17 protein-coding genes and 3 pseudogenes are annotated in these 25,831 nt (G+C 47.1%); 11 read left to right on the forward strand and 9 right to left on the reverse strand.

Annotated elements, in window-relative coordinates:
* Window positions 1–23: 23 nt before the first annotated feature.
* From uvrA to HRE53_RS08730, 4 genes are all read left to right on the forward strand, one after another.
* Window positions 24–2,975, forward strand: a complete 2,952-nt coding sequence (gene uvrA, locus HRE53_RS08715) for an excinuclease ABC subunit UvrA (RefSeq protein WP_235110017.1) — start codon at window positions 24–26, stop codon at window positions 2,973–2,975.
* A 302-nt stretch (window positions 2,976–3,277) separates the two neighbouring features.
* Entirely contained in the window at window positions 3,278–4,135 is an 858-nt protein-coding gene (locus HRE53_RS08720; protein ID WP_235110019.1) for a DUF262 domain-containing protein, read from the forward strand.
* 64 nt (window positions 4,136–4,199) lie between these two features.
* Complete coding sequence (locus HRE53_RS08725) at window positions 4,200–5,048, forward strand: HNH endonuclease family protein (RefSeq protein ID WP_235110020.1); 849 nt, start codon at window positions 4,200–4,202, stop codon at window positions 5,046–5,048.
* A 95-nt stretch (window positions 5,049–5,143) separates the two neighbouring features.
* Window positions 5,144–6,376 (forward strand): NAD(P)/FAD-dependent oxidoreductase, encoded by a 1,233-nt coding sequence (locus HRE53_RS08730; protein ID WP_235110022.1) that lies wholly within the window; start codon window positions 5,144–5,146, stop codon window positions 6,374–6,376.
* A 202-nt stretch (window positions 6,377–6,578) separates the two neighbouring features.
* Here the strand turns inward: HRE53_RS08730 and psbA are convergent.
* Window positions 6,579–7,577 (reverse strand): annotated as a pseudogene (gene psbA / locus HRE53_RS08735) (photosystem II q(b) protein).
* Between psbA and HRE53_RS08740 the strand changes: the two are divergent.
* A complete protein-coding gene (locus HRE53_RS08740) occupies window positions 7,486–7,686 on the forward strand; it encodes a hypothetical protein (RefSeq protein ID WP_235111310.1) in 201 nt (66 codons plus the stop codon). The pseudogene psbA and the gene HRE53_RS08740 overlap by 92 nt on opposite strands.
* Window positions 7,687–7,807: 121 nt before the next feature.
* Here HRE53_RS08740 and HRE53_RS08745 read toward each other — a convergent pair.
* Window positions 7,808–8,159, reverse strand: a pseudogene (locus HRE53_RS08745) (histidine triad nucleotide-binding protein).
* Window positions 8,160–8,418: 259 nt separating this feature from the next.
* Here HRE53_RS08745 and HRE53_RS08750 point away from each other — a divergent pair.
* The 3 genes and pseudogenes from HRE53_RS08750 to HRE53_RS08760 all read left to right on the forward strand — a co-directional run bounded on the left by HRE53_RS08750 (window position 8,419) and on the right by HRE53_RS08760 (window position 12,434).
* Complete coding sequence (locus HRE53_RS08750; RefSeq protein ID WP_235111074.1) at window positions 8,419–9,162, forward strand: DUF561 domain-containing protein; 744 nt, start codon at window positions 8,419–8,421, stop codon at window positions 9,160–9,162.
* A 136-nt stretch (window positions 9,163–9,298) separates the two neighbouring features.
* Window positions 9,299–11,834: pseudogene (locus HRE53_RS08755) on the forward strand (sugar phosphate nucleotidyltransferase).
* A gap of 147 nt (window positions 11,835–11,981) precedes the next feature.
* Entirely contained in the window at window positions 11,982–12,434 is a 453-nt protein-coding gene (locus tag HRE53_RS08760) for a single-stranded DNA-binding protein (RefSeq protein WP_235110023.1), read from the forward strand.
* Between the two features lie 5 nt (window positions 12,435–12,439).
* Here the strand turns inward: HRE53_RS08760 and purD are convergent, their stop codons facing one another.
* The 3 genes from purD to HRE53_RS08775 form a co-directional block, all read right to left on the reverse strand.
* Window positions 12,440–13,723, reverse strand: a complete 1,284-nt coding sequence (purD, locus tag HRE53_RS08765; protein ID WP_235110024.1) for a phosphoribosylamine--glycine ligase — start codon at window positions 13,721–13,723, stop codon at window positions 12,440–12,442.
* Between the two features lie 70 nt (window positions 13,724–13,793).
* Window positions 13,794–14,525, reverse strand: coding sequence for a class I SAM-dependent methyltransferase (locus HRE53_RS08770; RefSeq protein ID WP_212663092.1), 732 nt, complete (start codon window positions 14,523–14,525; stop codon window positions 13,794–13,796).
* Between the two features lie 51 nt (window positions 14,526–14,576).
* Window positions 14,577–14,756: a hypothetical protein gene (locus tag HRE53_RS08775; protein ID WP_212663093.1), complete on the reverse strand. Its 180-nt coding sequence runs from the start codon at window positions 14,754–14,756 to the stop codon at window positions 14,577–14,579.
* Window positions 14,757–14,984: 228 nt separating this feature from the next.
* Here HRE53_RS08775 and HRE53_RS08780 point away from each other — a divergent pair, with 228 nt between their 5' ends.
* The gene (locus HRE53_RS08780; RefSeq protein WP_235110025.1) at window positions 14,985–15,509 is read left to right on the forward strand and encodes a hypothetical protein; all 525 of its coding nucleotides are present in this window, start codon (window positions 14,985–14,987) and stop codon (window positions 15,507–15,509) included.
* A 52-nt stretch (window positions 15,510–15,561) separates the two neighbouring features.
* On the opposite strand, the gene HRE53_RS08785 is transcribed toward HRE53_RS08780, so the two are convergent.
* Window positions 15,562–16,419, reverse strand: coding sequence for a phosphate/phosphite/phosphonate ABC transporter substrate-binding protein (locus HRE53_RS08785; protein ID WP_235110026.1), 858 nt, complete (start codon window positions 16,417–16,419; stop codon window positions 15,562–15,564).
* 339 nt (window positions 16,420–16,758) lie between these two features.
* Here HRE53_RS08785 and HRE53_RS08790 point away from each other — a divergent pair, with 339 nt between their 5' ends.
* Window positions 16,759–17,679, forward strand: a complete 921-nt coding sequence (locus HRE53_RS08790; RefSeq protein ID WP_212663095.1) for a DUF3365 domain-containing protein — start codon at window positions 16,759–16,761, stop codon at window positions 17,677–17,679.
* Window positions 17,680–17,761: 82 nt separating this feature from the next.
* On the opposite strand, the gene HRE53_RS08795 is transcribed toward HRE53_RS08790, so the two are convergent.
* Window positions 17,762–20,458 carry an FHA domain-containing protein gene (locus tag HRE53_RS08795; RefSeq protein WP_235110027.1) on the reverse strand — a complete coding sequence of 899 codons (2,697 nt, stop codon included), beginning with the start codon at window positions 20,456–20,458 and terminating at the stop codon, window positions 17,762–17,764.
* A 164-nt stretch (window positions 20,459–20,622) separates the two neighbouring features.
* The gene (locus HRE53_RS08800) at window positions 20,623–21,948 is read right to left on the reverse strand and encodes a serine/threonine-protein kinase (RefSeq protein WP_212663097.1); all 1,326 of its coding nucleotides are present in this window, start codon (window positions 21,946–21,948) and stop codon (window positions 20,623–20,625) included.
* A gap of 964 nt (window positions 21,949–22,912) precedes the next feature.
* On the opposite strand from HRE53_RS08800, the gene HRE53_RS08805 reads away from it, so the two are divergent.
* Window positions 22,913–24,025, forward strand: coding sequence for a hemolysin family protein (locus HRE53_RS08805; protein WP_315876435.1), 1,113 nt, complete (start codon window positions 22,913–22,915; stop codon window positions 24,023–24,025).
* Here the strand turns inward: HRE53_RS08805 and HRE53_RS08810 are convergent.
* Window positions 24,022–25,626 carry an iron ABC transporter permease gene (locus HRE53_RS08810; protein WP_235111075.1) on the reverse strand — a complete coding sequence of 535 codons (1,605 nt, stop codon included), beginning with the start codon at window positions 25,624–25,626 and terminating at the stop codon, window positions 24,022–24,024. The genes HRE53_RS08805 and HRE53_RS08810 overlap by 4 nt on opposite strands.
* Window positions 25,627–25,831: the final 205 nt, after the last annotated feature.

The following is a 25,831-nucleotide window of genomic DNA, read 5'->3' on the forward strand; positions in this document are numbered from 1 at the left end:
AGCGGCCAGTCATTCCTCCACTAATGGCCGGGTCAAGAAAGTCAAGATACCCCCCAGAGCATCAAATTCGGATTCGAGGGGCTCGTCAGCATAACCTCAAAAATATTGATCTAGACCTCCCCCGAGATCAGCTAATCGTCTTCACAGGGGTATCGGGGTCAGGCAAGTCTTCCTTGGCCTTTGACACCATCTTTGCAGAAGGGCAGCGGCGCTATGTGGAATCTCTGAGTGCCTATGCTCGGCAGTTTTTAGGCCAAGTTGACAAGCCGGACGTGGATGCCATTGAGGGGCTGAGTCCGGCCATCTCCATCGACCAAAAATCCACCTCCCACAACCCTCGATCCACAGTGGGTACGGTGACAGAGATTTACGACTATCTGCGTTTGCTCTATGGACGGGCGGGGGAGCCCCATTGTCCCCATTGTGAGCGCACCATCACCCCCCAAACCATCGACCAGATGGTGGATCAGGTTATGGAACTGCCAGAGAAAGCACGGTTCCAAATTCTGGCTCCGGTTGTGCGCGGCAAAAAAGGCACCCATAAAAAATTGCTCTCTAGTCTGGCTGCCGAAGGATTTGTTCGAGTTCGGGTGAATGGCGAGGTACGAGAACTGAGTGATGCCATTGCCCTAGATAAAAACTTCAAGCATGACATCGAAGTCGTGGTGGATCGCTTGGTAATGAAGCCAGGGATTGAAGAGCGATTAGCGGATTCCTTGTCTACAGGACTGCAGCGGGCCGAGGGCATCGTTATGGTGGAGGTATTGCCCGCACCCTCCGATAATGTGGTGCCCATTACTCAGGCAAAATCTCTTAAGGTTGCCGAAGCGGAAGGCAGTTACAGCGACGACACCCAGCCCAAACTCTCTGTGTTTTCTGAAAATTTTGCCTGTCCCGAGCATGGGGCGGTGATGGAAGAACTATCCCCACGCTTATTCTCCTTTAACTCCCCCTACGGGGCCTGCCCGGAATGCCATGGTCTAGGCAGTCTCAAGGTCTTTTCGGCAGATCTGATTGTGCCGGACCCCAATCTGCCCGTCTATGCCGCCATTGCCCCTTGGTCGGAGAAGGATAATACCTACTACTTCTCGCTGCTCTACAGCGTGGGGCAGGCGTTTGGCTTTGAGCTGCAATCAAGCTGGGCTGATCTGACGGATGAGCAACGCCATATTGTCTTACATGGCACCAAAGAGCCCATTTATATGGAAGTGGATTCTCGATATCGGGAATCGAAGGGCTATAACAAACGCTATGAGGGTGTGATTCCGTTGCTGGATCGGCATTATCGGGAAACGACCTCCGATCAGTATCGGCAAAAGTTAGACAAATACTTGATTCAGCAGTCCTGTGAAGTCTGCGGGGGCAAGCGCCTCAAGCCAGAAGCCCTATCGGTGCGCATGGGACAGTTCTGTCTCCCAGACTTAACAGGAGCTTCGATCCGGGACTGCTTGGAACGGATCAACGCCATGACTTTGAGTACTCGCCAAGCCAAAATTGGGGAGCTAGTACTGAAGGAAATTAAAGCCCGATTGCAGTTCTTGCTAGATGTGGGGCTGGATTACCTAACCCTAGATCGAACCGCCATGACCCTGTCGGGGGGAGAGGCTCAGCGCATCCGTCTAGCCACGCAAATTGGAGCGGGTCTGACGGGGGTTCTCTACGTATTGGACGAACCGAGTATTGGTCTGCATCAGCGAGATAATCATCGGTTGCTGCAAACTCTGACTAAGCTGCGGGACCTCGGTAATACCTTGATTGTGGTGGAACATGACGAGGATACAATTCGAGCAGCAGACTATCTAGTAGATATTGGCCCAGCAGCAGGGGTGCATGGCGGCGACATTGTGGTGCAGGGGGGCCTAGAAGATCTACTGGATAGTCGCGAATCCCTGACAGGGGCTTATCTGTCTGGGAAGCAGGTGATACCCACACCACCTGAACGACGATCAGGAAATGGCCGAGCGCTGCGCCTCCATAACGCCTATCGCAACAATCTCCAAAGCTTAGATGTGGAAATCCCCTTGGGTAAGCTGGTCTGCATTACAGGGGTTTCGGGGTCGGGTAAATCGACGCTAATGAATGAGCTGCTTTATCCAGCTTTGCAGCATCACTTGGGATTTAAGGTGCCGTTCCCCAGTGAGCTAGATCGGGTGGCGGGTCTGAAAAGTCTGGATAAAGCCATCGTTATTGACCAATCTCCCATCGGGCGTACACCTCGCTCCAACCCAGCCACCTATACGGGGGTGTTTGACGTGATTCGGAGTGTATTTTCGGAAACGGTGGAAGCCAAGGCCCGTGGTTATAAACCGGGTCGATTTTCCTTCAATGTTAAGGGCGGGCGCTGTGAAGCCTGCAGTGGGCAAGGCGTTAATGTAATTGAGATGAATTTCCTGCCGGATGTCTATGTCCAATGCGAGGTGTGCAAAGGAGCACGCTATAACCGGGAAACGCTGCAGGTGAAGTACAAGGGCAAGTCGATTGCAGATGTACTGGCGATGACAGCGGAGGAAGCCCTGAAGTTTTGTGAGAATATCCCCAAGGCGGCGAATAAGCTGCAAACAATGGTGGATGTGGGACTTGGGTATGTGCGGCTCGGCCAAACGGCTCCGACGTTATCGGGTGGAGAAGCCCAGCGGTTGAAGTTGGCAACAGAACTATCTCGGCGGGCGACAGGTAAAACGCTGTATTTAATTGATGAACCGACAACGGGGTTGTCTTTTTATGATGTTCACAAATTGCTAGATGTGTTGCAGCGGTTGGTAGATAAGGGCAATTCAGTGTTGGTGATTGAGCATAATTTGGATGTGATTCGCTGCTCAGATTGGGTTATTGATCTAGGACCGGATGGCGGTGATCGAGGGGGAGAGTTGGTGGCGACGGGTACACCAGAGACTGTTGCTGATGTATCTGAATCCTATACGGGGCAGTATTTGAAACAAGTACTAACCCTACATCCTCCAATAACGCCATCTTAGATAATTAGCCATCTAACGTTTGACACTGTATTGAAGCAAAAGTGCAGATTAAACTCTTGATTGGGGAATTATTATTCCAAACCCAGTGAAATACCTTACATGCTGACTATTCCTAGATATTATTCTTGGAATTAGTAATTCTGTACAAAGAGCAACTAGCTTTAATTCTTATACAGTAGTCTAATTAGTCTAATGTATCTGTTTCAGCTCTCGATAGAAGTTGAATGATGATGGTGCAAGATTAATGCCTTCATCCTCGACAAATCATCTGGGGATTCTTTATCTTCCACAGGTCCCAATTTATGTCCGCAATCTCCGTTAGCAACTCCACTATTGATGAGCTTTTTTCCACAGCTAGTTACCAGTTTAGAATTCCTGATTATCAGCGTCCATATTCTTGGACTGAAAAAGAAGTGTCTAGTCTATTAGATGATATCGCCAGTGCATTTCCTTACGGAGAAAGCTCAGAATCTGATGAAGATTATTTCTTAGGAAGCGTTGTTTTAATTAAAAAACGTGGTAACCCTCAAGCTGACATTGTCGATGGACAACAACGAATTACAACTTTAACACTAATTCTTTCAGTAATTTGCCACTTATTAACAAACGAAACGCAAAAGAGCAAAATTAGATCCCAGCTTATTGAAACAGTAGATTTTCTTGATGAAAACAAAAAAACTCCAGTACTCAGATTACGCGACTCTGATGATAAATTTTTTGGTCAGTGGATTCGAGAAGGACAGAATCTTGATGAAATTACTAAAGTAGATACTTTCGACAAATCGGCGAGTGAACAACGACTTATCTTGAACATCAAGTACCTTTTAGAGGAACAGCTTCATAAGCCTGAAACAGTTGAGATCTTAGATTGGCTAACACATCTCCTAAAAAAAATCACAAGACACTGTTATCTAGTCACAATATCGACTGAAGATTTTAATTCAGCATATCGAATCTTTTCAACAATTAACTCTAGAGGTTTAAATTTAAAGCCTAATGATGTTCTCAAATCAGAGATAATCGGGAAAGTCCATCCAGAACTGCGTAGTCAATATACCCAAATATGGGACATAGAAGAGTCTGACTTAGGGCGAGATGACTTTGAACGATTATTTTTCACCATTCGTAGTTTCCTGCTAAATAAAAAAGCAATATACTGAATTACTAACCTCATATCGAAAAGAGATATTACCTAGATTTAAGGCTACTGATTTTATTGATAAAGTGCTCAAGCCAAGCTCTGATACTTTTGAGCAAATAAAGAAGGTCAGTTTCGTTTGCAACAATCTCGATCATCAAAGACAAATTCGCGATTTATGCTCTTGGCTAAATGAAATTGATAATAATGACTGGTTACCATCAGCAATTTATTTCTTGATCAGCTATCCAAACGACTCTGATTTAATCCTTCAATTTCTAACTCAGCTAGAGCGATTAGCAGCTGGATTAATGATTTCACGCACATGGAGAAAAGAGCGGGATAAAATTTTCGCCTCACTCATCAGCTCAATAAAAGAAAGTCCTGAATTAGCAATTAGCCAAGCACATAAGTCACTAGGCAAAGGGATATGTACAAAGGTTGTTAAAGCCCTTGACGATAAAATTTACGAAGGGAAGGCTAAACCCTATAGAAATTATGTGCTGCTAAGGTTAGACTCCAAATTAGCAGATGGAGGGAAAAGCCCCAGCTTTGATCGCAAACCAACTATTGAACATATTCTGCCTCAAAATCCTAATGCGAACAGCCAATGGCGATATGACTGGAATGAGAGTGAGATTAAGTACTGGGTACATCGATTAGGAAATTTAGCATTCCTCTCAGGAAAAGCAAATGCCAAAGCCAAAAACTATGACTTTTTCAAGAAGAAAGGCGAGTACTTTATCTCTAACTCAGAAGTACCTGTGTATCCAATTACGACTAAAGTTCTGAATGAGAATTGCTGGACACCAGAAGTTGTCAGGCGTTTTCAGGAAAACTATGTTTTACAATTGATAAGACTTTGGGATCTAGATGCATATTCGATTTCAACACAGGCAAAATTTTCTTTTTCTCCCCAGTTAGTTCAACAATAGCTGTTCTAGAATCCGGATAACATTGTCAGGGAACTACTGCTTCCACTAAAGACTAAGCCTGGCATTATGACTCCACGGTTCAAGGACAGAATCAAGTGACTTTCAATACTCCATCTGAGAGTCAATTAGTAGACACTAATCCAAAGCCCCCAAGCATCTACCTAGATAAAGTCGGTATCATTGGCGCTGGCCCCGCCGGACTCGCCGCAGCAATTGCCCTTGAAAAACAGGGCCTAGATGTTCATATATTCGAGCGCACAAAAGCCTTTCGGCCCATTGGTGCTGGCGTAACCCTTTCCCCCAACGGCGTTAAAAGCCTAGCCGCCATTGATGCCGATATTGTCCAGCAACTTAAACAGCAAGGCTCACAACTCAATCGCTTCCGAATCAGAACCACTAGAGGATGGCCCATCCTCAACCAACCCGTCAAAGACGACGAATACGATCAGCCCTTCCTAGCCATTCGCTGGTTTAGCCTCCAAGAAATCATGAGGGCCAAACTCCCCCCAGAAATCCTGCATCTCAATCATCAACTCATACACTTTGAACAAAACCAGCAAAGCGTCAATCTGTCCTTTGATAACGGCGAAACAGCCAGCGTTGATCTCCTCATTGGTGCAGACGGCATTCGTTCCGTCGTTCGAAAACAACTCTTTGGCCTAGAAGACCCAGCCTATGGGGGCTGGATGACCTGGCGTGGCGTCCAAAAATATCAGCATCGTTTGCTCCCCCCTCACCACACCACAATTTTTGCCAAGCGAGGCAAAAGCTTAATCCTTCTAGATAACGGTCAAGGTTATTTGTCCTGGGCATTGGAGATGATCAATCCCACCATTCATCGCTCCCAACATCCCGAAGCAGCAAAAGCCCGAGTCCTACAAGAACTCGACCACTGGCATCCTGCCCTGCAAGAACTGATCAAACTGACAGATGCAGATACCATCGTTGAAAGGCCCGTATGCGAACCCATCATCTTGCCTCAATGGAGCAACGGCAGAGTCACTCTCATCGGAGATGCCGCCCATCCAATGGCACCCTTTTTAGGGCAAGGCACCAACACTACCTTTGAAGACGTATGGGCCTTGTCCACCTGCTTATCTCAGCAGGATAATTTAGAAGCTGCTTTAGACCAGTATGAAGCCAGTCGCATAGAACGCGCTCAAACGATTCAATATCGAACCATGTTTTCTGCAGCTCAAATGCGCAACCCATTTCTACGGCCCCAATGGTTTAAGACATCATTAGGAGAAGTACCCAAACAGGCCAAAGTTAGTGAGAAAGCATTTTCAGATTGGCTTTATCAGTATGATCCAAGCGCCCAAGCTTAGCTGAGGGCTTGAACCAGTCGCTCTTATTCAAAGACCGAAGAGCATATGCTCAGATCCATTCAAAGAATCCAGCTTTATCCCCTCTCCTCTCAGACCTTAAACAGACAAAAATAAAGCGCCCCCAGAGGAGCGCTTTATTCAAATTAGGTTCTCAGTTCAACTGAGGTTCAACCTTTAATTCAGAACTAAGTTAGTTCGAGAATTAGCCGTTGATGACAGGAGCAGTAAGAGCAACAGGAGCAGACTCACCAGCAGCCAAGTCTAAGGGGAAGTTATGAGCATTGCGCTCGTGCATAACTTCGAAACCTAGGTTTGCGCGGTTAAGAACGTCAGCCCATGTGTTCACAACGTTACCTTGTGAATCAACGATGGAGTGGTTGAAGTTGAATCCGTTCAAGTTGAAGGCCATGGTGCTGATGCCCATTGCAGTCAACCAGATGCAGACAACGGGCCAGGCACCCAAGAAGAAGTGCAAGGGAACGGCTGTTGCTGAAGGATGCATATTGGAAGATCAAACGACCGAAGTAGCCGTGGGCTGCAACGATGTTATAGGTCTCTTCCTCTTGGCCGAACTTGTAACCGTAGTTGGCGGACTCACCTTCGGTGGTCTCACGAACTAGGGTGGAGCTAACCAAGGAACCGTGCATGGCGGCGAATAAGGAACCACCCAAGACTCCGGCCACACCAAACATGTGGAAGGGGTGCATCAAGATGTTGTGCTCAGCTTGGAACACGAACATGAAGTTGAAGGTTCCGCTGATGCCTAGAGGCATGCCGTCGGAGAAGCTGCCCTGACCTAGTGGGTAGAATCAAGAAGACGGAGTAGGTAGCAGCCAAAGGTGCAGAGTAAGCTACGCAAATCCAAGGACGCATCCCTAGGCGATAGCTATATTCCCACTGACGGCCTAGGTAGCAAATACAACCAATCATGTAATGGAAGATGATTAGCTGGTAAGGGCCACCGTTGTACAACCACTCGTCTAGAGAAGCTGCTTCCCAAATGGGATACAGGTGAAGACCAATAGCGTTAGAGGAAGGAACAACGGCACCAGTGATGATGTTGTTGCCATATAAAAAGTGAACCAGCTACGGGCTCACGGATTCCATCGATGTCGACGGGAGGGGCGCCAATAAAGGCGATTACGAAACAAGTTACAGCGGTGAGAAGGGTAGGAATCATCAATACGCCGAACCAACCGATGTATAAACGGTTGTTGGTGCTGGTGATGAAGCTACAGAATCTTTCCCATGCGCTGGCGCTTTCGCGTCTTTGCAAGACTGTTGTCATGGTTATGATTGCTGAAGTATAAATTTGTATGAAGTAGAAGCACCAAGATCAAACCTGGTTAACTTCTGTACCTGATTGTAACCATCTTGTGTAAAAATGTAAACTTTTTTAATATTTTCTTAGGGTTTCGACATGGTCTTGTTTTATCCGGGTGGCCAATTTAGTGAGCGTCCCCCCTAGAAGATGCAGGTGTAAATGATCAACAGTTTGACCGCCGTCTTCACCGTTGTTAATCACAACCCGAAACCCCTGATCCAGCTTTTCTTGGACTGCCACTTGTTGAACCACCTTTAAAAGATGGCCCAGTAAAGTCTCATCTTCTTGTTCAGATTCTGATAAACGGGGAATGGGCTTTTTGGGAATAACCAAAATGTGGATCGGTGCTTGAGGACTGACGTCTCGGAATGCGATCGCAAACTCGTCTTCATAAACGATATCTGCGGGAATTTCGCGACGGATAATCTTGCTAAAAATCGTTTCAGGCGCTTGACTCATAAAGAAACTAATCCAGCCAAATGAGAGGAATTTGAGTTCATCCTACGGGAGGTCCGTCTAGGAATTCAAATCTTTAGTAGTAAAGAATAATCCAGGCGAAAATCCCCCTCCAGAGAAAGCCTGCAGAAACGTATACAGATAGTCAGGTGCGAAGTAGTATGGTAAGGCGCTGTAAACGTTGCAATGTAAAGGCATGTAAACGTTTGAGCGTGTTTCAAACTTGACAGAAATATCTCAGTAGAACCGGTAGGAAATAATGATGCATCCTCACTTGCAATCAGCTTTGGCCCAATGCCGTGCCATCAAGATTATCAGTGGCTTAAATAACTTCGATACAACCCATGTCACTGCTGTGGTAAAAGCTGCTGAACAAGGTGGAGCCACCTTTGTTGATATTGCTGCCGACCCTAATCTGATCCGCACAGTCCGACAATCAATCCAATTACCCATTTGTGTATCCGCCGTAGAACCAGAGAAATTTGTCGAAGCCGTTGCTGCAGGCGCAGATCTAATCGAAATTGGTAACTTTGATAGCTTTTATGCCCAAGGGCGTCAGTTCAATGCAAAGGAAGTCTTAGAACTGACCTATCAAACCAGAGCCTTACTACCTACCATTCCTTTATCTGCAACCGTCCCTCACATTTTGGAATTGGATCAACAGGTCCAGCTAGCTCATGACCTAGTAACAGCAGGAGCCAATCTGATTCAAACAGAAGGGGGCACCAGCAGTGATCCAAGTCATTCAGGCACGTTAGGATTGATGGAGAAAGCAGCCCCCACCTTAGCGGCTGCCTATGAAATCTCCCGGTCCGTTGATATTCCAGTGCTTTGTGCCTCCGGTTTATCCAATGTCACAGCCCCCTTAGCGATTGCCGCAGGAGCCTCGGGGATTGGGGTTGGTTCAGCCATCAATCGACTGAATGATCCCTTAGCAATGGTTGCAGCCGTCCGAAGTTTAGTGGAATCCCTCCCACAATCCGTTAATCGGCCTGCGGTTGGATAATTTACCTTGACAACTGCTGCCTGACGGCCAGTCTGCAACCGCGACTGACTTTAATGTGGTGGCTGCATAGCCTCAGACAATAACTTCAATCTCCTGCGGATGCAGGAGATTGGGCGTAGTTCATGGAGCATAAATTATGAGAGCCGTACTCATGGCCGGTGGGGAAGGGACTCGGTTACGACCGCTAACCTGCGATCTACCCAAGCCGATGGTACCTATTCTCAATCGACCGATTGCCGAACATATCGTTAATCTGCTCAAGCACCATCAGATCTACGAAATCATTGCTACGCTCTATTATCTCCCTGATGTCATGCGGGACTATTTCCGCGATGGGTCCGACTTTGGCGTACAGATGACCTATGGTATCGAAGAAGAACAGGCCTTGGGAACTGCAGGCTGCGTCAAAAATATTTCTGCCCTGCTAACCCATACATTCCTGGTGATTAGCGGCGACTGCATCACCGATTTCGATTTAACCGCCGCTATTCAGTTTCATCAAGAGAAAGGATCTAAAGCAACCCTAGTACTAGCCCGCGTTCCAAATCCAATGGAATTTGGGGTGGTGATTACGGACGAAGAGGATCGAATTTGCCGCTTCTTAGAAAAGCCCTCCACCAGTGAAGTTTTTTCCGATACGGTCAATACCGGTATCTACATCCTTGAACCAGAGGTTTTAGACTACCTACCCAGCGATCAACCAACTGACTTTTCCAAGGACTTGTTTCCTCTGCTCCTAGAAAAGGATGAACCGATGTTTGGCTACGTCGCCGATGGGTATTGGTGTGATGTCGGCAGTTTAGACTCCTACCGGGAAGCTCAGTATGATGCCCTACAAGGGAAAGTCCAGATTGAATTTGCCTATCAGGAAGTGAAGCCAAGGCTGTGGATGGGACAAAACATCCATATTGATCCAGATGCGAAACTTCATCCCCCCATCCTGATTGGAGACAATTGTCGGATTGGACCCCGAGCCAATATAGAATCCGGAACCGTCGTGGGGGACAACGTCACCATTGGCAATGATGCAGATCTAAAACGGCCGATTATCTGGAATGGAGTCTTAATTGGCGAAGAAGCCCATCTCCGAGCTTGTGTCATCGCCCGGGGTGCTCGGGTAGATCGACGGGCCCATGTCCTAGAAGGGGCAGTGGTTGGGGCTCTATCAACAGTGGGAGAAGAAGCTCAAGTTAGTCCTGGGGTGCGAGTATGGCCCAGTAAGCTGATCGAACCCGGTGCGGCCCTCAATATCAACTTAATTTGGGGGAATACTGCCCCCCGAAATCTTTTTGGTCAAAGGGGCGTCGCAGGTTTAGCGAATGTAGACATTACGCCAGAATTTGCTGTTAAGCTCGGTGCGGCCTATGCCTCGACCCTTAAACCGGATTCTCAGATCACGATTTCTCGTGATCAGCGCAGTATTTCTCGGATGGTTTCCCGATCCTTAATCTCCGGCATCATGTCCGTGGGCATCGATGTCCAGAATCTAGAGGCAACCGCATTACCGATTGCCCGCTGTGTCCCTCGAAATGCTCTAGTGGTGGGCGGGGTTCATGTGCGGATTCATCCCGATCGATCTGACTTTATCCTGATTGAATTTTTTGATGAGCAAGGCATAAACATTTCCAAAACCAAGGAAAAGAAAATTGAAGGAGCCTACTTCAAAGAAGATTTTCGGCGAGCTCCCATTGGAGAAATTGGTGGCATTACCTATCCCGGCGTTTTATTAGATGATTACGCCCAAATTTTCGAAAAGTGGCTGAATACCACCGTTGTTCGAGAAGGTGACTTTAAGGTGGTCATCGACTATGTCTATGCCGTATCGGGTGCTGTATTACCGCGATTGCTCAGCAAATTTGGCTGTGATGCCGTGGTTCTAAATGCCAGTTTGCGAACGAAAGGCCCCACCCCAGAACAGCGGGAAGAATTACTCACTCAGTTAGGCCCTGTTGTTGAAGCCTTGAAGGCCAATTTTGGGGTCCAAGTGGCGGCCAATGGTGAACAGCTTTTACTGGTAGATGAAACAGGAAGTGCCATTCGAGGAGAGCAATTAACGGCATTGATGGTGGAGATTATTTTGACCGCCAATCCTAGGGGCACCGTTGTGGTCCCTGTGCATACTTCAAGTGCCGTCGAGCAAATTGCCCGCCGTCACGATGCCACCGTTATTCGAACTAAGGTCAACCCCACCGCTTTAATGGAAACCTGCTGGACCAACCCCAATGTGGTGTTAGGGGGCAGTGCTGATACGGGATTTATCTTCCCCCCAGCTACACCCCGGGTTTGATGCCATGTTTTCTATTGCCAAGCTGATTGAAATACTGACTTTGCAACAAAAATCTCTTGGGCAGCTCAAGGCCGATTTGCCCCGCATTTTTCATCGAACTCAAACTGTACGATGTCCTTGGAATCGTAAAGGGGCGCTGATGCGCTATTTAGTCGAGACCCACCCTGCTGAGACATTAGAACTCATTGATGGCGTTAAGGTCAAAGACCCAGCATCGGATAATTGGACATTAATCCTCCCTGATGCCAGCGAACCTCTGGTACATATTTTTGCCAATGGAGGCGATCGCGAATGGGTTGACGCGACTTTAAGGGAGTATCGTCAGCGAATCCAAGAGTTTACTGAACGGGATCCGGATTTAGAAAACAATCTTGAGGAAAGCTGATCCATTTCTTCATTCTTGGTAGACTGCCTGAGTCTGCGAAATGAAAATCAACCTCACGATGCTGAGAACCCATTGGAGTTCAGTTTGCGACTCTGCTCTTAGAAGGCTGCCATCTCCCCCAAACAGAAGATTTGAAGGATTAAATATATGAATACTTGTGTCTTAATGGCAGAGATTACCAAAGCCCCGCAACTGCGATATACCCAGGATGGACAAACGGCCATCTCCGAAATGTGGGTGCAGTTCCAACCCTTACGCTCCGGCGATCCCATGTGCACCATCAAAGTGACGGGATGGGGTAATTTGGCCCAACAAATTCAAGAACAGTTTCACGAAGGCGATCAAGTCATTATTGAGGGTCGCTTGGGTATGAATACCATCGACCGTCCCGAAGGCTTCAAAGAGAAGCAAGCTGAACTGACGGCATCTCGAATTCATACCACTGATATGTCCATCAGTGCTAGTGCTGCCCCCGCGGCATCCCCTGCACCTGCTCGTCCTCCGGCTCCGCCGGCGGCAGCAGCACCTGCGGCTATTCCAGCACCTCCTGCTCCACCCCAAGCAGAAGCAGAACCCAATTATGATGACATTCCCTTCTAGTTTGCTTAGTCCAAATTGATATTGATGGTGCGTTGACCAATATCTTGGCGGTAGTAGCAACCCTCAAATTGAATGGACGGTATTGCCTGATAGACGGTTTTTAGAGCTTCTTCAAAGGTACTCCCTTGTCCAGTCACAGCTAATACTCGACCGCCACTAGTGACAATGGCTTGGTTTTTCAATTGGGTACCTGCGTGAAAGACTGTCACCCTTTGAGCTTCGGCCTTAGCAATACCGGAAATCGGCAAACCTTTTTGGTAACTGCCAGGATACCCCCCAGACGCCAATACGACACAGGCTGAAAAGCCTGACTGCCACTGAATATCAATTTCAGCCAATCTCTGTTGGGTACAGGCCAGGAGTAGCTGATCTAAAGGAGTAGTGAGAAGACTTAAGACCGCTTGGGTCTCAGGATCCCCAAACCGACAGTTAAATTCGATTACTTTGGGCTCGCCTGTTGGAGTAATAATCAGGCCTGCATACACAACCCCTCGATAATCAATGCCTTGGTGTTGGAGTGCAGTCAAAGTGGGTTGGAGAATTTCTGTCTCTACTCGCTGCATCAATTTAGGTGTCACCCAGGGCACAGGGGCGTAGGCTCCCATGCCGCCGGTATTTGGCCCCGTATCTCCTTCTCCAATGGGCTTATGGTCTTGAGCAGGGACCAGCGGCTTAATGGTTTTGCCATCTGCCAGGGCTAAAACTGAGACTTCTTGACCCGTGAGATATTCTTCAATCAGCACCGTCTGGCCCGCTTCACCAAATTTGCCCGAGAAAGCTTCATTCACTGCGTTGAAAGCTTCATCCAGGGTGAGGGCAACGGTCACTCCTTTGCCTGCGGCCAGACCATCGGCCTTAATCACAATCGGAGCACCCTCCGCCTGAATATAGGCCTGGGCTGCGTCAGCATCGGTAAAGGTTTGAGCTTTGGCCGTAGGGATTCCAGCCTCGGTCATTAAAGTTTTGGCCCAGGTTTTGCTGGCTTCGAGTTGGGCACCGGCTTGGGTGGGACCAAAAACAGGAATATTAAACAGTTGCAGGGCATCAGTAATCCCTGAGGCCAGTGGCGCTTCTGGCCCCACAACCACTAGGGCAATGTCATGAGATTGGGCAAATTGACCGATAGCAGTAAAGTCTTCCTCGGAAATATCAATGTTTTGGCAGTTAGTAAGGGTAGCGGTACCGCCATTCCCGGGTAAGCAATACACCTGATGCACCGTTTGCGATCGCAACAAAGACCACGCCAACGCATGCTCGCGACCACCACTGCCAATCACTAAGATATTCACGGCTAACTTCTACCCAACAGAGAACATCCTATAGTCTGGGTGACGCCAGTGGCATTGGTCAACAGCCTGGTTAAAACTTGACTTTGAAGAGGTGAAACAGCTCTTGACTCTCTGCTTTAAGCACCTTGCCACCCGCCGTTTTGATCAAGCTTGTCCAGGTCTCTAAGGGCTCAGGAAATACTTCTGCTCCGAGGTAAGTTTCTAAGATTGACCAGTTATCGGCCAATTCGCTATCGGGATCGATCACATCGAAGACCAGAACACTACCCGGTTTCAGCACTCGCTTGATTTCTGTCACCACGGTTTGCCAATAGTCCGGGGAAAAATAGCAGCTAAATCCAGTCGCTACCACCCCATCAAACTGATTGTCTTCGTATTGCAGGTGATGAGCCGGACCGCGTTCTACACCTTTGAACAATTTGGAGTTCAACTGCGGCCCCCGACTATTGACCGCTTCCTGGGCGACTTTACTCAGCTCTTGACCGTAGAAGTAGGCTTCCCACTCAAACCAGGGATACACCAAAAAGCTCAGTCCACAACCAATATCCAGCCAATTCTGCTTTTTCTTGGGTTTTTGGAACTGCCAAAATTCAGAGGCAATTCTGGCTTGCAGACGCCCCGCATTCCAGTCTTGAAATACAGGCATTGCTTCTACTTCTGGCGGTAGCTCAAAGGCCGCTTGCTCGTATTCGCGGTTAAATCGCTGGGTCACTGCTTGTATCTGCTCCTGCCATTGATCATCAGGATTGGCTAACTCGGGCAAACTGGTGTACAAATTCGTTTGCTGCTGCTTTTTAGCCATAGTGTGACTCAGGATATAAGGTGAGCATCTGATCTGTGACGAAAAGAGGGATTAGCCTTTAAGCGCCTTGGTAAAATTTTGCCGATAGGACTTGTTCGCCAACATCACGGGCCAGAGAAGGGTGAGAATTAGACGGTTAGAAGTAAAATTCGTCTGTCTAAATCCGGACCAAAATCGCCAGCCGCCACCGGTATAGATAACGATTAACAATAGCCAGACAAAAAAGGGCATAAACGATGTCCTCCTGATCGAACATTCGACGATGATAATGCATCAATTTTAGTTCACAGATTCAGTAATTGTTTGCATCTGCACAGTTCTGTAATGCCGTGTTGGTTTACGCTGAAGCTACAGATCGGTTCTGCTAGTTGAGATTGAGGTCTGGTTCTGTCTCTAGAAAAGCAATTCAGACTGTATCAGCGACAGAATGTCATGATAGAACTTACAAGGGAATGAACAATGCCCCAGTCTTCCCAGGATCCAGATGCAGTATCTGTCGAGACGGAAGTCATTACGGATGACGACTATCAACAGACCCTTGAACAGCAAAAGCATCTGGCTGCACAGGATCAAAAAGCGAGAGCACAAGCTCGGCAAATTCTGCAGCGCTATGACCAGGGCTTTACCCCAAATTTAATTCAAGATATTCGCCTGTCAGCTTTTGATTCCCTAACAGCGAGTCGAGTCATTATGCAATTGTTACGACTCAGTTTGGCTGCAGATGAGTATGGTGCTGTGGGAGAACCCCGGCTGACTTATACGCGGGGACGCAATGTTGCGATCGCACAGCAATGCGGCCATATCCTCTACCAACTAGGTGGCCTCCGGCTAATGGAAAGAGTCGTGACTCGTTTGATTCCACCCTTTGATCAGGAAAACTTACATCAAGCTTGGCAAGGCATTGGAGCTGGGCCTGCTGAAATCCTTAAAGCAACAGCAGCCAAGAAGCTTCCCTCAAATGGATTCACAAATCCTCAGAAGTAGTATCACAAGCTCTCTTGAGATCTACATATGGGTCAATAGCCTCCTTCTAACTCTATGGAGCAGGTACTACCGTTGACTCATAGATAGGGGCTGGTTTTTCCCTAATGCGTTGGGCAATGGGTTGAACGCGTTTAACTACCTTGATCAAGTATTCATAATCAGGCGGCTGGGCATTGGAGATGTAACCCACCGAACGTTTTGTTTTGGGCGCAGCAGATTCTAAGGCATCCAATAGCTGAGTCTGTAAGACATTATCAACATCTGGCCCAATTAATACTGCTCCTGAAGGCACCAAATGGGAGTCCCGATGCAAAATCCGAAAGTCTGCATCCTTGAAATCGGCACGATATTGCCCTAATTCTGCCAAAGACAAAGCACCTGCAGCCACTTCCCCCTGATTGATCCACTTCAATACCTCTTTAGGGGTGGAGCCAAACTTGATCTCGGCGAGGGTCAAACCATACAAATTAAAGACCGGAAAATAGTAGCCAGCCGCAGATCCTCTCTGACCTAAGGCAACAGTTGTGTTACTGAGATCTTTAATAGCCATAGCAGGGTGATCATCACGAACAACGATGACCGATCGTTCTTGATCTCCACCTTCACGAGGCAAGAGTGGAACATACTGAGCCTGAGAAATAGCGATTGCGGCTAACCCAGGAGGCGCAAAAACTAAATCCCAATTTTGCCGTTCAATCTGATCGATAGCCTGAATTTCATTGAGAGCAGGCTCTAATTCAATTAGGCTTTTTAATTCCGCCCCTAAATGCTCTTTTAATGCGGCATATTGCTCTAATGAGCGGGCCCCTTCACCATAACTAACCACACCGACCACTAATTTCTTCAAGGTTGTATTTTCAGTAGAGTCACAGGCTACCAACAACCACAAAATAGGTAATAAGAAAACCAAAAAAAAACGGCGTGAATGCATCTTCAAGATCATAAAAAAACTTCATCTAACTTATCTATGCTTGATCTTGTCGCGGTTCGTCTAGCTAGGCTAAGCTTGGAAATAGCTATAAGCTAGCAAAATCAATTGTTTCGAAGTATCACAATGACTAGAAGCGCAGAGGATAATATCCCAGGATAGACCACATTCTACAGTGACATCAATAGAGAGTTGATCGTAGTAATAATTCTCCGTTTGAAAATAATTGTTTTACCTTTACATGACTTAAAGGTCTGGTATTAAGTCACTCAGTCTTGAAGAATAATACTCACCATGAACAATAGCTAAGGAATCCTGCCAATGTTCCAAAATCTCAAGTTGGGCGTCAAGCTAAACCTCATTTTGCTGTCGGTTTTCTTAATTATTGTTCTGATTAATGGTTTGCTTTTATCTAATATCCTGCAGAAGAATGCGGAGCAAGAAGTCAAGGATAAAGCCCTAGTCCTAATTGAGACCATGACTTCTGTGCGCGAATATACCAGTAAGCAAGTAAACCAAGGGACAATCAAAAAGCTATCTCCTGAATTAGAGATTGATGGTCAGTTTGTCAAGACAAGCGTGCCTGGCTATTCCGCTCGGGAAGTCTTTAGTAACCTACAAAAACGTGAGCAGTACAGTGATTTCTTCTATAAAGAAGCAACCCTAAACCCTACTTATCCTCGCGATAAAGCCGATAGATTCGAAACTGAAGTCGTTGAAAAATTCCGCAGTCAACCAGATTTGCAAGAGCAAGTCGGTTTTCGCAAAATTTCAGCTGGCGACCTATTTTATATTGCGCGACCTTTGCAGATTAAAAGTGAAAGTTGTTTAGTCTGCCACAGTACCCCTGAAAAAGCCCCCGCTAGCCAAATTAAAACCTACGGAGATACCGGTGGTTTTGGTTGGGAACTCAATGAGATTATTGGCGCTCAAATGATTTCCGTACCGGCCAGCAAGGTATTTGCAGAAGCTCGACGCTTGCAATTGCTTGTAATCGGCATCCTAGCAGCAGGCTTTATCGTTGCAGCCGTTATTCTCAACCTGTTCTTGAAATTCTCAATTATTACGCCCTTGACCAAAATGTCCAAGTGGTCACGAGATGTCAGCACAGGGGCGTCAGATACTGATTTTGAACATAAGCCTAATGATGAAATCGGGGTACTTGCAGCTTCTGTGAACCGCTTGAAAGTCAGCTTGGAAATGGCAATGAATATGCTCAAGCAGAACCCTGACAATCCTTAAGTTATCCCAATAGGAGTAACAGGAAGATAGCTAAAAGTGAGTATGAGTTAAAGCAATGTCAGTCAGCTTCTCCCTCTTGAACTTAGAAAAAGTCTTTAGCTTTCTGAACTACAAGAGTTAGAGCAAAAATGGCAAATATAAAGATGCCAAAGATACCTAAATGTTGATTGACATTGACTTTGAACGCATTGCTGAATTGCTCATTAATGCCGTTGATTAAGCCTTCAGCATTACCGAGCGCTTTGTTTCGCTTCGAGCTCCAGTCTCTAAAAGCGGTTTGGTATTCTTCTAAATCTTTTTCAAATTTGTCAAAAGCGTCTGGAGATTGGGCCGCCGCCCCAGTCGGTTGCTTAGGCTTTACGGGTTCTGGCTCGTCTACGCTTTTATCATATTCTGCCAAGATGCCAGGAAAATTGCATGTCTTAAAGACGCTTTTTCCCATACAATCACAACTCTTTTTTCGTTCTTCTTCAATAGCATCGACTTCTTTGACCTTTCCTGATGTAACATCCTGCCAGCAGGGATCTTCGGCTACATCAACGCCGACTTTCGAAAGGGTAGAAAGCGCTTCAAATGGCCACTTGGTCAGAGACAATTGGTTCAAAACCTTACCCGGAGGGCCAAAGGTATCTATCGGCAAGACTCCACCCCCAAAAATAATTTGAGGAATAAGAAAAACCAATACTAAAATCGGTGCCACACTTTGATTTGGAGCCGCTGCTGATCCCAATAGTCCCAACAACATCCCGGCTACAACAGAAAGGGTAATCGTGAAATACATTCCTACTAGAATGCCAGGTTCACTCGGCAAATCTGGGATAGCAATCACTTTAAAGAGTAGGAAGACACCCCCTTGATACAGCGCCAGCAGCACGCTGACCCATACCTTTGAGAAAACATAAGGAATGATTTGTAAGCCGATGATTCGTTCACGACTATAAATATCAACTTCTTTGACAATTTCACGCATGGTTGGAAGTGCACCCACCATAACGGAGAACAAAATTGTCGTGAATAACATCGTCAGCGCTAAGTTGGCACTCCCATCTTCCCTACCAAAGAGCGGTTGACTCCAGGTCACGAGATCCAGCATCCCCAGGATAGGGGCAACAGCTAGCATTAACATCAAACTGACGCGATCGCGCATCAGTATCGCGATATTCCGCTTCGATAAAATCAGGAATTGTTTCCAACTCGAAATAGTTTTGACCTGAGCGCCGGGTAATTGCTGCTTCAGGCGTTTCGCACCTCTTTGAGTTCCAGATGCCCCCAAGGATTGTTGGCGTTGCGCCACATATTTCTGATACAGGGGCGATTGCTGATACCGCTGTTGCCATTCCTGGGGGGATAATTCATGTTCAACCTTGCTGTAAATTTGGTTGAATTTTTCTACGCCAAAATAGCCGGGCGCTTCTTTAGGCGGGCCATAGTAGGCTAAATAACCGCCCCGGGCCATAAACACCACCTGATCACACATGGTCACATTGTCGGTGGCATGGGTAATCAGCAAAATGGTGCGGCCTTGATCCGCTAACTCCCGCAATAGCTGCATGAGTTCGGCTTCTGTCCCAGGATCAAGGCCCGACGTTGCTTCATCTAAATAAAATAGGCTAGGCTTCGTCAGGAGTTCCACCCCGATGGACACTCGCTTAATTTGACCACCACTCAAAGACTTAATGGGAACAGAACGCCGATGTTCCAGCCCTAAGTCTTTAAGGACTTCACTCACCCGCATTTTACGTTCTGCTCGGGTTGTATCATTGGGCATTCTCAGTTGAGCCGCAAAATCTAAGGCTTGTTCAACCGTTAACTCCATATGGACAATGTCCCGCTGGGGAACATAGCCAATTTGATTGCGATAGGCATTGAAATTACGGTATAAATCCGTACCGTTGACTAAGACATTCCCACTAGTCGCTGGACGAAATCCGTTCAGGGCGTCCAGTAGGGTAGATTTCCCCCCACCACTGACTCCCGCAATCACGACAAATTCCCGAGCCTGAATCGACAAGGAGATATCTTGCAGCAGGTTGAGGTCCTTATTGATTTGCTTATTCAAGCCAATAGCATCAATCCGCAGATTACCTTCTTCATTGCTATGCAAAAGGGTCTCATTCAGGTTAAAGACCAGATTGGTCGGACCCACACGAATCGAATCCCCTACTCGGAGAGGATGATGTCCCGCAATTTGCTTGCCATTTAAGAAAGTGCCATTTGTAGAGTTGAGATCGAGAACAATATAAGAACCGTCTTGCTTTTTGATTTGGGCATGGAACCGGGAGACAGACGGGTGGTTGATCTCCATGTCATTGAGGGGATCACGCCCCAAGGTGAAGGTATCACGTCCTTTTAAGTCTAAATGTCGAGATTGGGTGGGAGGAGCTCCCACACCAGCCTCTGGAACGCCTGAAATAGTCGTTTTTTGAGCTGAAACCGGAACAGGAGACTGGGCGGGAATAGGAACGGGTGCTGCAATCGCCAAAATTATTTCATATTTACCGATGCGTACTTGATCGCCTGCAACCAGTGATCGGGGCGTGTGAGGGGCTAACTGAATGCCATTGACGTAGGTACCATCCGAGCTATTGAGATCTGTGACAGCATAAGCATTACCAGAATATTTGAATTGGGCATGATGCCTAGAGACTGACAAATCATCACTTAAAACGAGCTGATTATCTGGGGAGCGACCTAAGTTGACTTCAGTTTGGGTCAGTGGAAATTCTCTAATGAGAGCTTGGTCTTTGCGGATAGCAAGTTTGGCAGCAGGATTAGGCATCGTCAGATTCGAGACAGCATAAACGGAATTGGCTGGCAATGGGTCGATTATGAACGAGGGAACTAGGGCTTCGTATTAGGATCCCATTCGATCACATTCGAACATTGATCAATATTAATCCCATTAAAGTTCGAATCCTTCAAGATAAAGTTATTCCGCAACACTTAGGAGCGTAATCGTTGCCGAAATTCTGTGGCTTGCTCTGCAATCGGAATTTGCTGCGAAAGCAGTTTGACTAACTCTTGTTCCGTCACATCCGGATACTGGGTCAGTGTGCGCTGATAAACAATAGCTGAGATGGGGCCAATAAACTCTGCTAGAAGATTTTGACACTTTTGCCCAAATTCTGGCCGAACGGCAGATTTTGAATTAGGGACAATGGGCACGGTGGCCGATTCCGGTGCTGTCGATGCAGGACCTGTTGCCGGAGGAGAAGGAGCTGGCGTAATCGGCTGACTGTTTGCCTGAGCACTAGAGGAAACAGGCTGACTAGGAGGTTGAGCACTGGGAGGAATGCTGGAGCCAGATGAATGAGGATGAGCAGAATTAACCGCCTGGGTAGGTTCAACACCCAACGCTGGATTCAGCACGGAAGCAGGAATAGATTGACCGCTACTTTCCAAAACAACGAGCTGCTGCAGTAGCACTTCAGCATTTGCGGGTCGTTGGCTAGCCACCGGAGCCATCAGCCAATCTAAAAGATTGGAAAACCGAGGTGAGATATTAATGGCGGTGGAACGCCATTCGAATTCATCCGTACTACCGTCATAAAATTGGCTGAGTTCTTTGCCCGTCACCAAGTAGACGAAGGTTCGACCTAAAGCAAAAAAGTCAGACTGGGGAACTGCCTGCCCATGAATTTGTTCACGGGGAGTATAAAAGGAGGAGACAACGCGTGTTCCACCTTGTTGAGTGTTGGTCACATTCGTCACTGAGCGGGCCGTACCAAAGTCAACCAAACAGATGTTGCCATTGGCTTTCAGCATAATGTTAGAGGGCTTAATGTCCCGGTGCAGCACCTGCTGTTGATGAACAACCTGAAGAATCTTCAGGACTTGTTTCAGCCATTGGACAGCCAGTTTTTCATCAATGGGATGACCCCGTTGTCGTAAATAATCTTGCAAATCTAACCCCACAATTTTTTCCATGACCAGGCAATGGAGGGGTTCTTTCCAATTGCGAGGATAGAACGTGAAGTAAGAATTGGGCTCAACTTTAGGAATGCCAGGATGATGGAGTTGGCTCAGCAAATTAGCCTCGCGCTGAAACAACTCCACATGTTTTGGATAATTGTCAGTCAGTATTTTAAGGATTTTAGAACTACTCTCTAAATCACTCACTTCGTAGGTTTTGCCAAATCCTCCCTGCCCTCGCAGACTAAGGACTCGATAACGACCTTCTAATAACAGTTCTGAACCACAACTCGCACAGAACAGATGGTCATCTGAGCTTTGTGGATCGGCACAACTAGGATTGATGCAGAGACTCATGCGAGGGTAATTAACAGAATGGGAGTAAAGCAGCAAAGGTCAGACCGAAAGATTCCAGTCATGATTCGCGGCGGTGTAAAGATAGTGTTTTGCCAAGTCGCAGGCAGTAGGACTCTAGGGTGAAGTCCAATACTGTTTCGGTTGAGTGCCTTCATCTATGAGGTATGACATCGGGGTGATAACCCGAGGAATCATGGGCAGAAGACAGGTTGTCTCATCAACAATTTCTTTTACCCCCTATAGAAATATCAACAGCTTCCAGGATCTTTATGCAAGTTCCAGAAAACATATTGGAAGGTTACCCACATTCACAGAATTTACTTGCGGCTAATGGGTTCGGATCGAACGGGTGACAATTACGACTTTCTAGTTTCAGTTTATGGGGCCAAGGGCGCCACGAAAATGATCTCTGTCATCCCTACATCTTTCTTATGATCAATAGTGGTTGGTGATCTAGCTCAAGATCACATCGTGTCAGACTTCTACAGATATTCTGGGAGTCTTGGTCTAGATACATGGCCTTTCGTCAGCACAGCTGACAAAAAATCACTTCAGAGTGTCTATGCAGAGAACATCCGCTTTTCTAGATATTTTATAAGCCAATAGTTGTAGTTTTATATACTTATCTCAAACAGTCTAGAGTAGAAAGATAAGGCACGATTTCAACTTGGCCAATGAAATTATTTTCATGCTATGGAAACAATGATGATCTCTCATTACCTTACTTAAAGCCTTATAGAGGAAGGAAGTGACAATTCTGAGCATATCCCCATTCTGAATATGAGCCATTCGGTTAATATTCGTCTTAAAACTTTACAACCAACAATTCCTGATCACCCTAAATGAGGCGATTAGGAGAATGATATTATTCAGCGCAGCGGGTTCTTAAAGGCAGCGATTAAGATATATCTCTGGGCCGTTATTTCAACGATATACTTGCAGTCTGCCCCCCATATTCAAATTAATGTTTCTGTTGCCTATCTCCCCATTATCAGTGGCTAGTACTGTAAAGCCTTTATTGGGAGATGTCCGCCTGGATCTGATAATTCTGGTGATTTTGCTGTTTTTATCAGCTTTCTTCGCCGGATCTGAAACCGCCATCACGGCCCTCGACAATCTGAAGCTCAGGGCTCTGATGAAAGCGGAAGGGGATCCTGATGGGCTCTATCGGTTGGTGCTAGAGAAACGGGCTCGATTTATTACAACTCTGCTGATTGGCAACAATTTGGTCAACAATTTTGCGGCGATCTTGACCAGCAATTTATTTGTGATTTGGTTTGGTGGTGCGGGGGTTGGACTAGCAACAGCTGCGGTCACTTTTTTGCTGCTACTGTTTGGTGAAATTACCCCCAAATCCTTAGCCGTGAATAATTCCATGCCTATCTTTCAATGGGTGGTGCGCCCCATCTATTGGTTGTCGGTTATGTTATTACCGATCATTCGCCTGTTTGAATCGATTGTGCAGGTCGTGATTCGCTTTTTCCAAAGTGGTTTAAAACAACAAAATGAGTCGCTTCAAGATTTGCAGCTCTTAATTGAAGTGCTCGGAGGACGAGGTCAGCTCGATTTACAGAAACGCCAACTCCTCAACAAAGCTTTGATGTTGGACAACCTGACGGTGCGCCAAGTCGTCAAGCCACGGGTGGAGATGCAGACGGTTGCCCATGAAGCTACGATGCAAGACGTGATTGATATTTGTCTAGACAGTGGGTATTCGCGGATTCCAGTCCAAGAGGAGTCCAAAGATTCCATTGTGGGCGTAATCCACTTAAAAAGTGCGGTGCAGCACCTCAAAACCCACGGGAATGACATCGTGACAGCCGCAATGGATCCACCGGTATACATTCCAGAAACTAAACGAGTCGCAGATCTAATGAAAGAGATGTTGCATCAGCGCCTTCATTTAGCCATTGCTGTAGATGAGTATGGCGGTACGGTGGGTTTGGTGACCTTAGAAGATCTGCTAGAAGAGCTGGTGGGCGAAATTTATGATGAGAGTGATTCCCCCAACTCCGCAACGCCGCGACGATATTTAGGGTTAGGATTATTATCCCGACCAGGATCTACCTCTTCTTAGTCAGTAGACCGTATGCGGGATTGAGCAATTTGCCAACTGAGAAAAATGACTGGCAATAGTCCCACCAGCACGATAGCTAAAGCAGGTGCTGCAGCTTCCACTAACCGTTCATCAGACGCATAACGATATACACGCACGGCTAAGGTATCGAAATTGGGGGGTTGAATCACGATGGTGGCGGGGAGTTCTTTCATCACATCCACAAACACCAACATCAAAGCTGTGAGCAGACTCCCCCCCATCATGGGGGCATGAACCTTGGAGAGGGTGCTGCGGGCGGAATGGCCTAAGCTATGGGCCGCATCGTCAAAACTGGGTTTGATTTTGGCTAGTCCTGACTCCACTGAACTCAGAGAGACCGCCAAAAATCGCACTAAATAGGCAAAGATCAAAGCGGTAATGGTGCCCTGAAGAAAGGAACCGGGCAGGTTAAACCAATTTTGCAGCAAGGGTGCGATCGCACCTTCGAATTGAGCCAGTGGAATCAGAATGCCCACGGCAATCACGGAGCCAGGAATGGCATATCCCATCGCTGCGATCCTGACCCCAAATCGCATCACAGACGTACCGCTCAAACGCAAACCATAGACCAGAAACAAGGACAGTAACACCGCCAACCCCGCCGTCAGGGTGGCCAGGAGTAAGCTATTCAGGGCCAGGGGCAAAAATTGCTGCCCCACCGTCTCGGCCATATTCTCCAGGGTCATCTGTACGAGTAAAGCTCCGGGAATCAGCAACCCCAGAACAATAGGTACAAAACAGCTCAACCCGGCCAATAACGCTCGCCCCCCCTCCAGTTTATAGGTCGATAGGCGCTGAAAAGGGCTACTGGTCTGATAATAGCGGGCCTGTCGGCGGGACCATCGCTCCAATAAAATCAGGCTGAGAATAAACATCATTAAGACGGCAGCCAGCTGCGTTGCAGCAATGCGCTCGCCACCGCCAAACCATGTCCGGTAAATGCCCGTCGTAAAGGTAGGGACACCAAAGTATTGAACCGTACCAAAGTCATTCAGGGTCTCCATCAAGGCCAGGGCCAAGCCTGCCGTGATGGCAGGGCGAGCCAAGGGCAGCGCCACTTTAAAAAAGCTTTGCCAGGGATTACACCCTAAGGACCGACTGGCTTCTTGGGTACAAACGGACTGCTCTAAAAACGTCACCCGCGTCAACAGATAAACATAGGGATAGAGTACTAGACTCATCATTGCGATCGCCCCCCCTAACGACCGAATATTCGGGAACCAATAATCCGTTGCGCTTTTCCACCCAAACAGATATCGAAGGAAGGTTTGAACAGGGCCAAAATACTCGAGAACATCCGTATAGGTATAAGCCAACAGGTAAGCAGGAGCAGCCAGGGGCAACAAGAGAGCCCATTCAAAAACTCGACTCCCAGGAAAATCACACATGGTCACCAGCCATGCAGTCCCCACCCCAATGACCAAGACCCCTGCACTCACCCCTAGCATCAGCAACAGGGAATTGATGATGTAGGTGGGCAGAACCGTGGTGGCGAGATGTCCCCATGTCTCACTTTGGTTCGTAAAAATACTGCTTAACACCACCAAAATCGGAGTGGCAATTAACACCGCAACCCCCATCACCCCAATCGTCCAAATATTCCATTGGAGGGAAGGATGGGTCAATATTTGGCGAGAGAGTTTGGAAACAGACTTAGGAACGGTATTCAAAATGAGTCCATGGAATATATGGGTTTAACGTCCAGTATTACACTCTGTCACGCTTCATTTAGGAGACTACCCCACTCATGTATCGATACAAGGAGATTCCAAAGAACCGCTAGAA

The organism is Acaryochloris sp. 'Moss Beach' (assembly GCF_021497025.1).
Classification (GTDB): Bacteria; Cyanobacteriota; Cyanobacteriia; order Thermosynechococcales; family Thermosynechococcaceae; genus Acaryochloris; species Acaryochloris marina_A.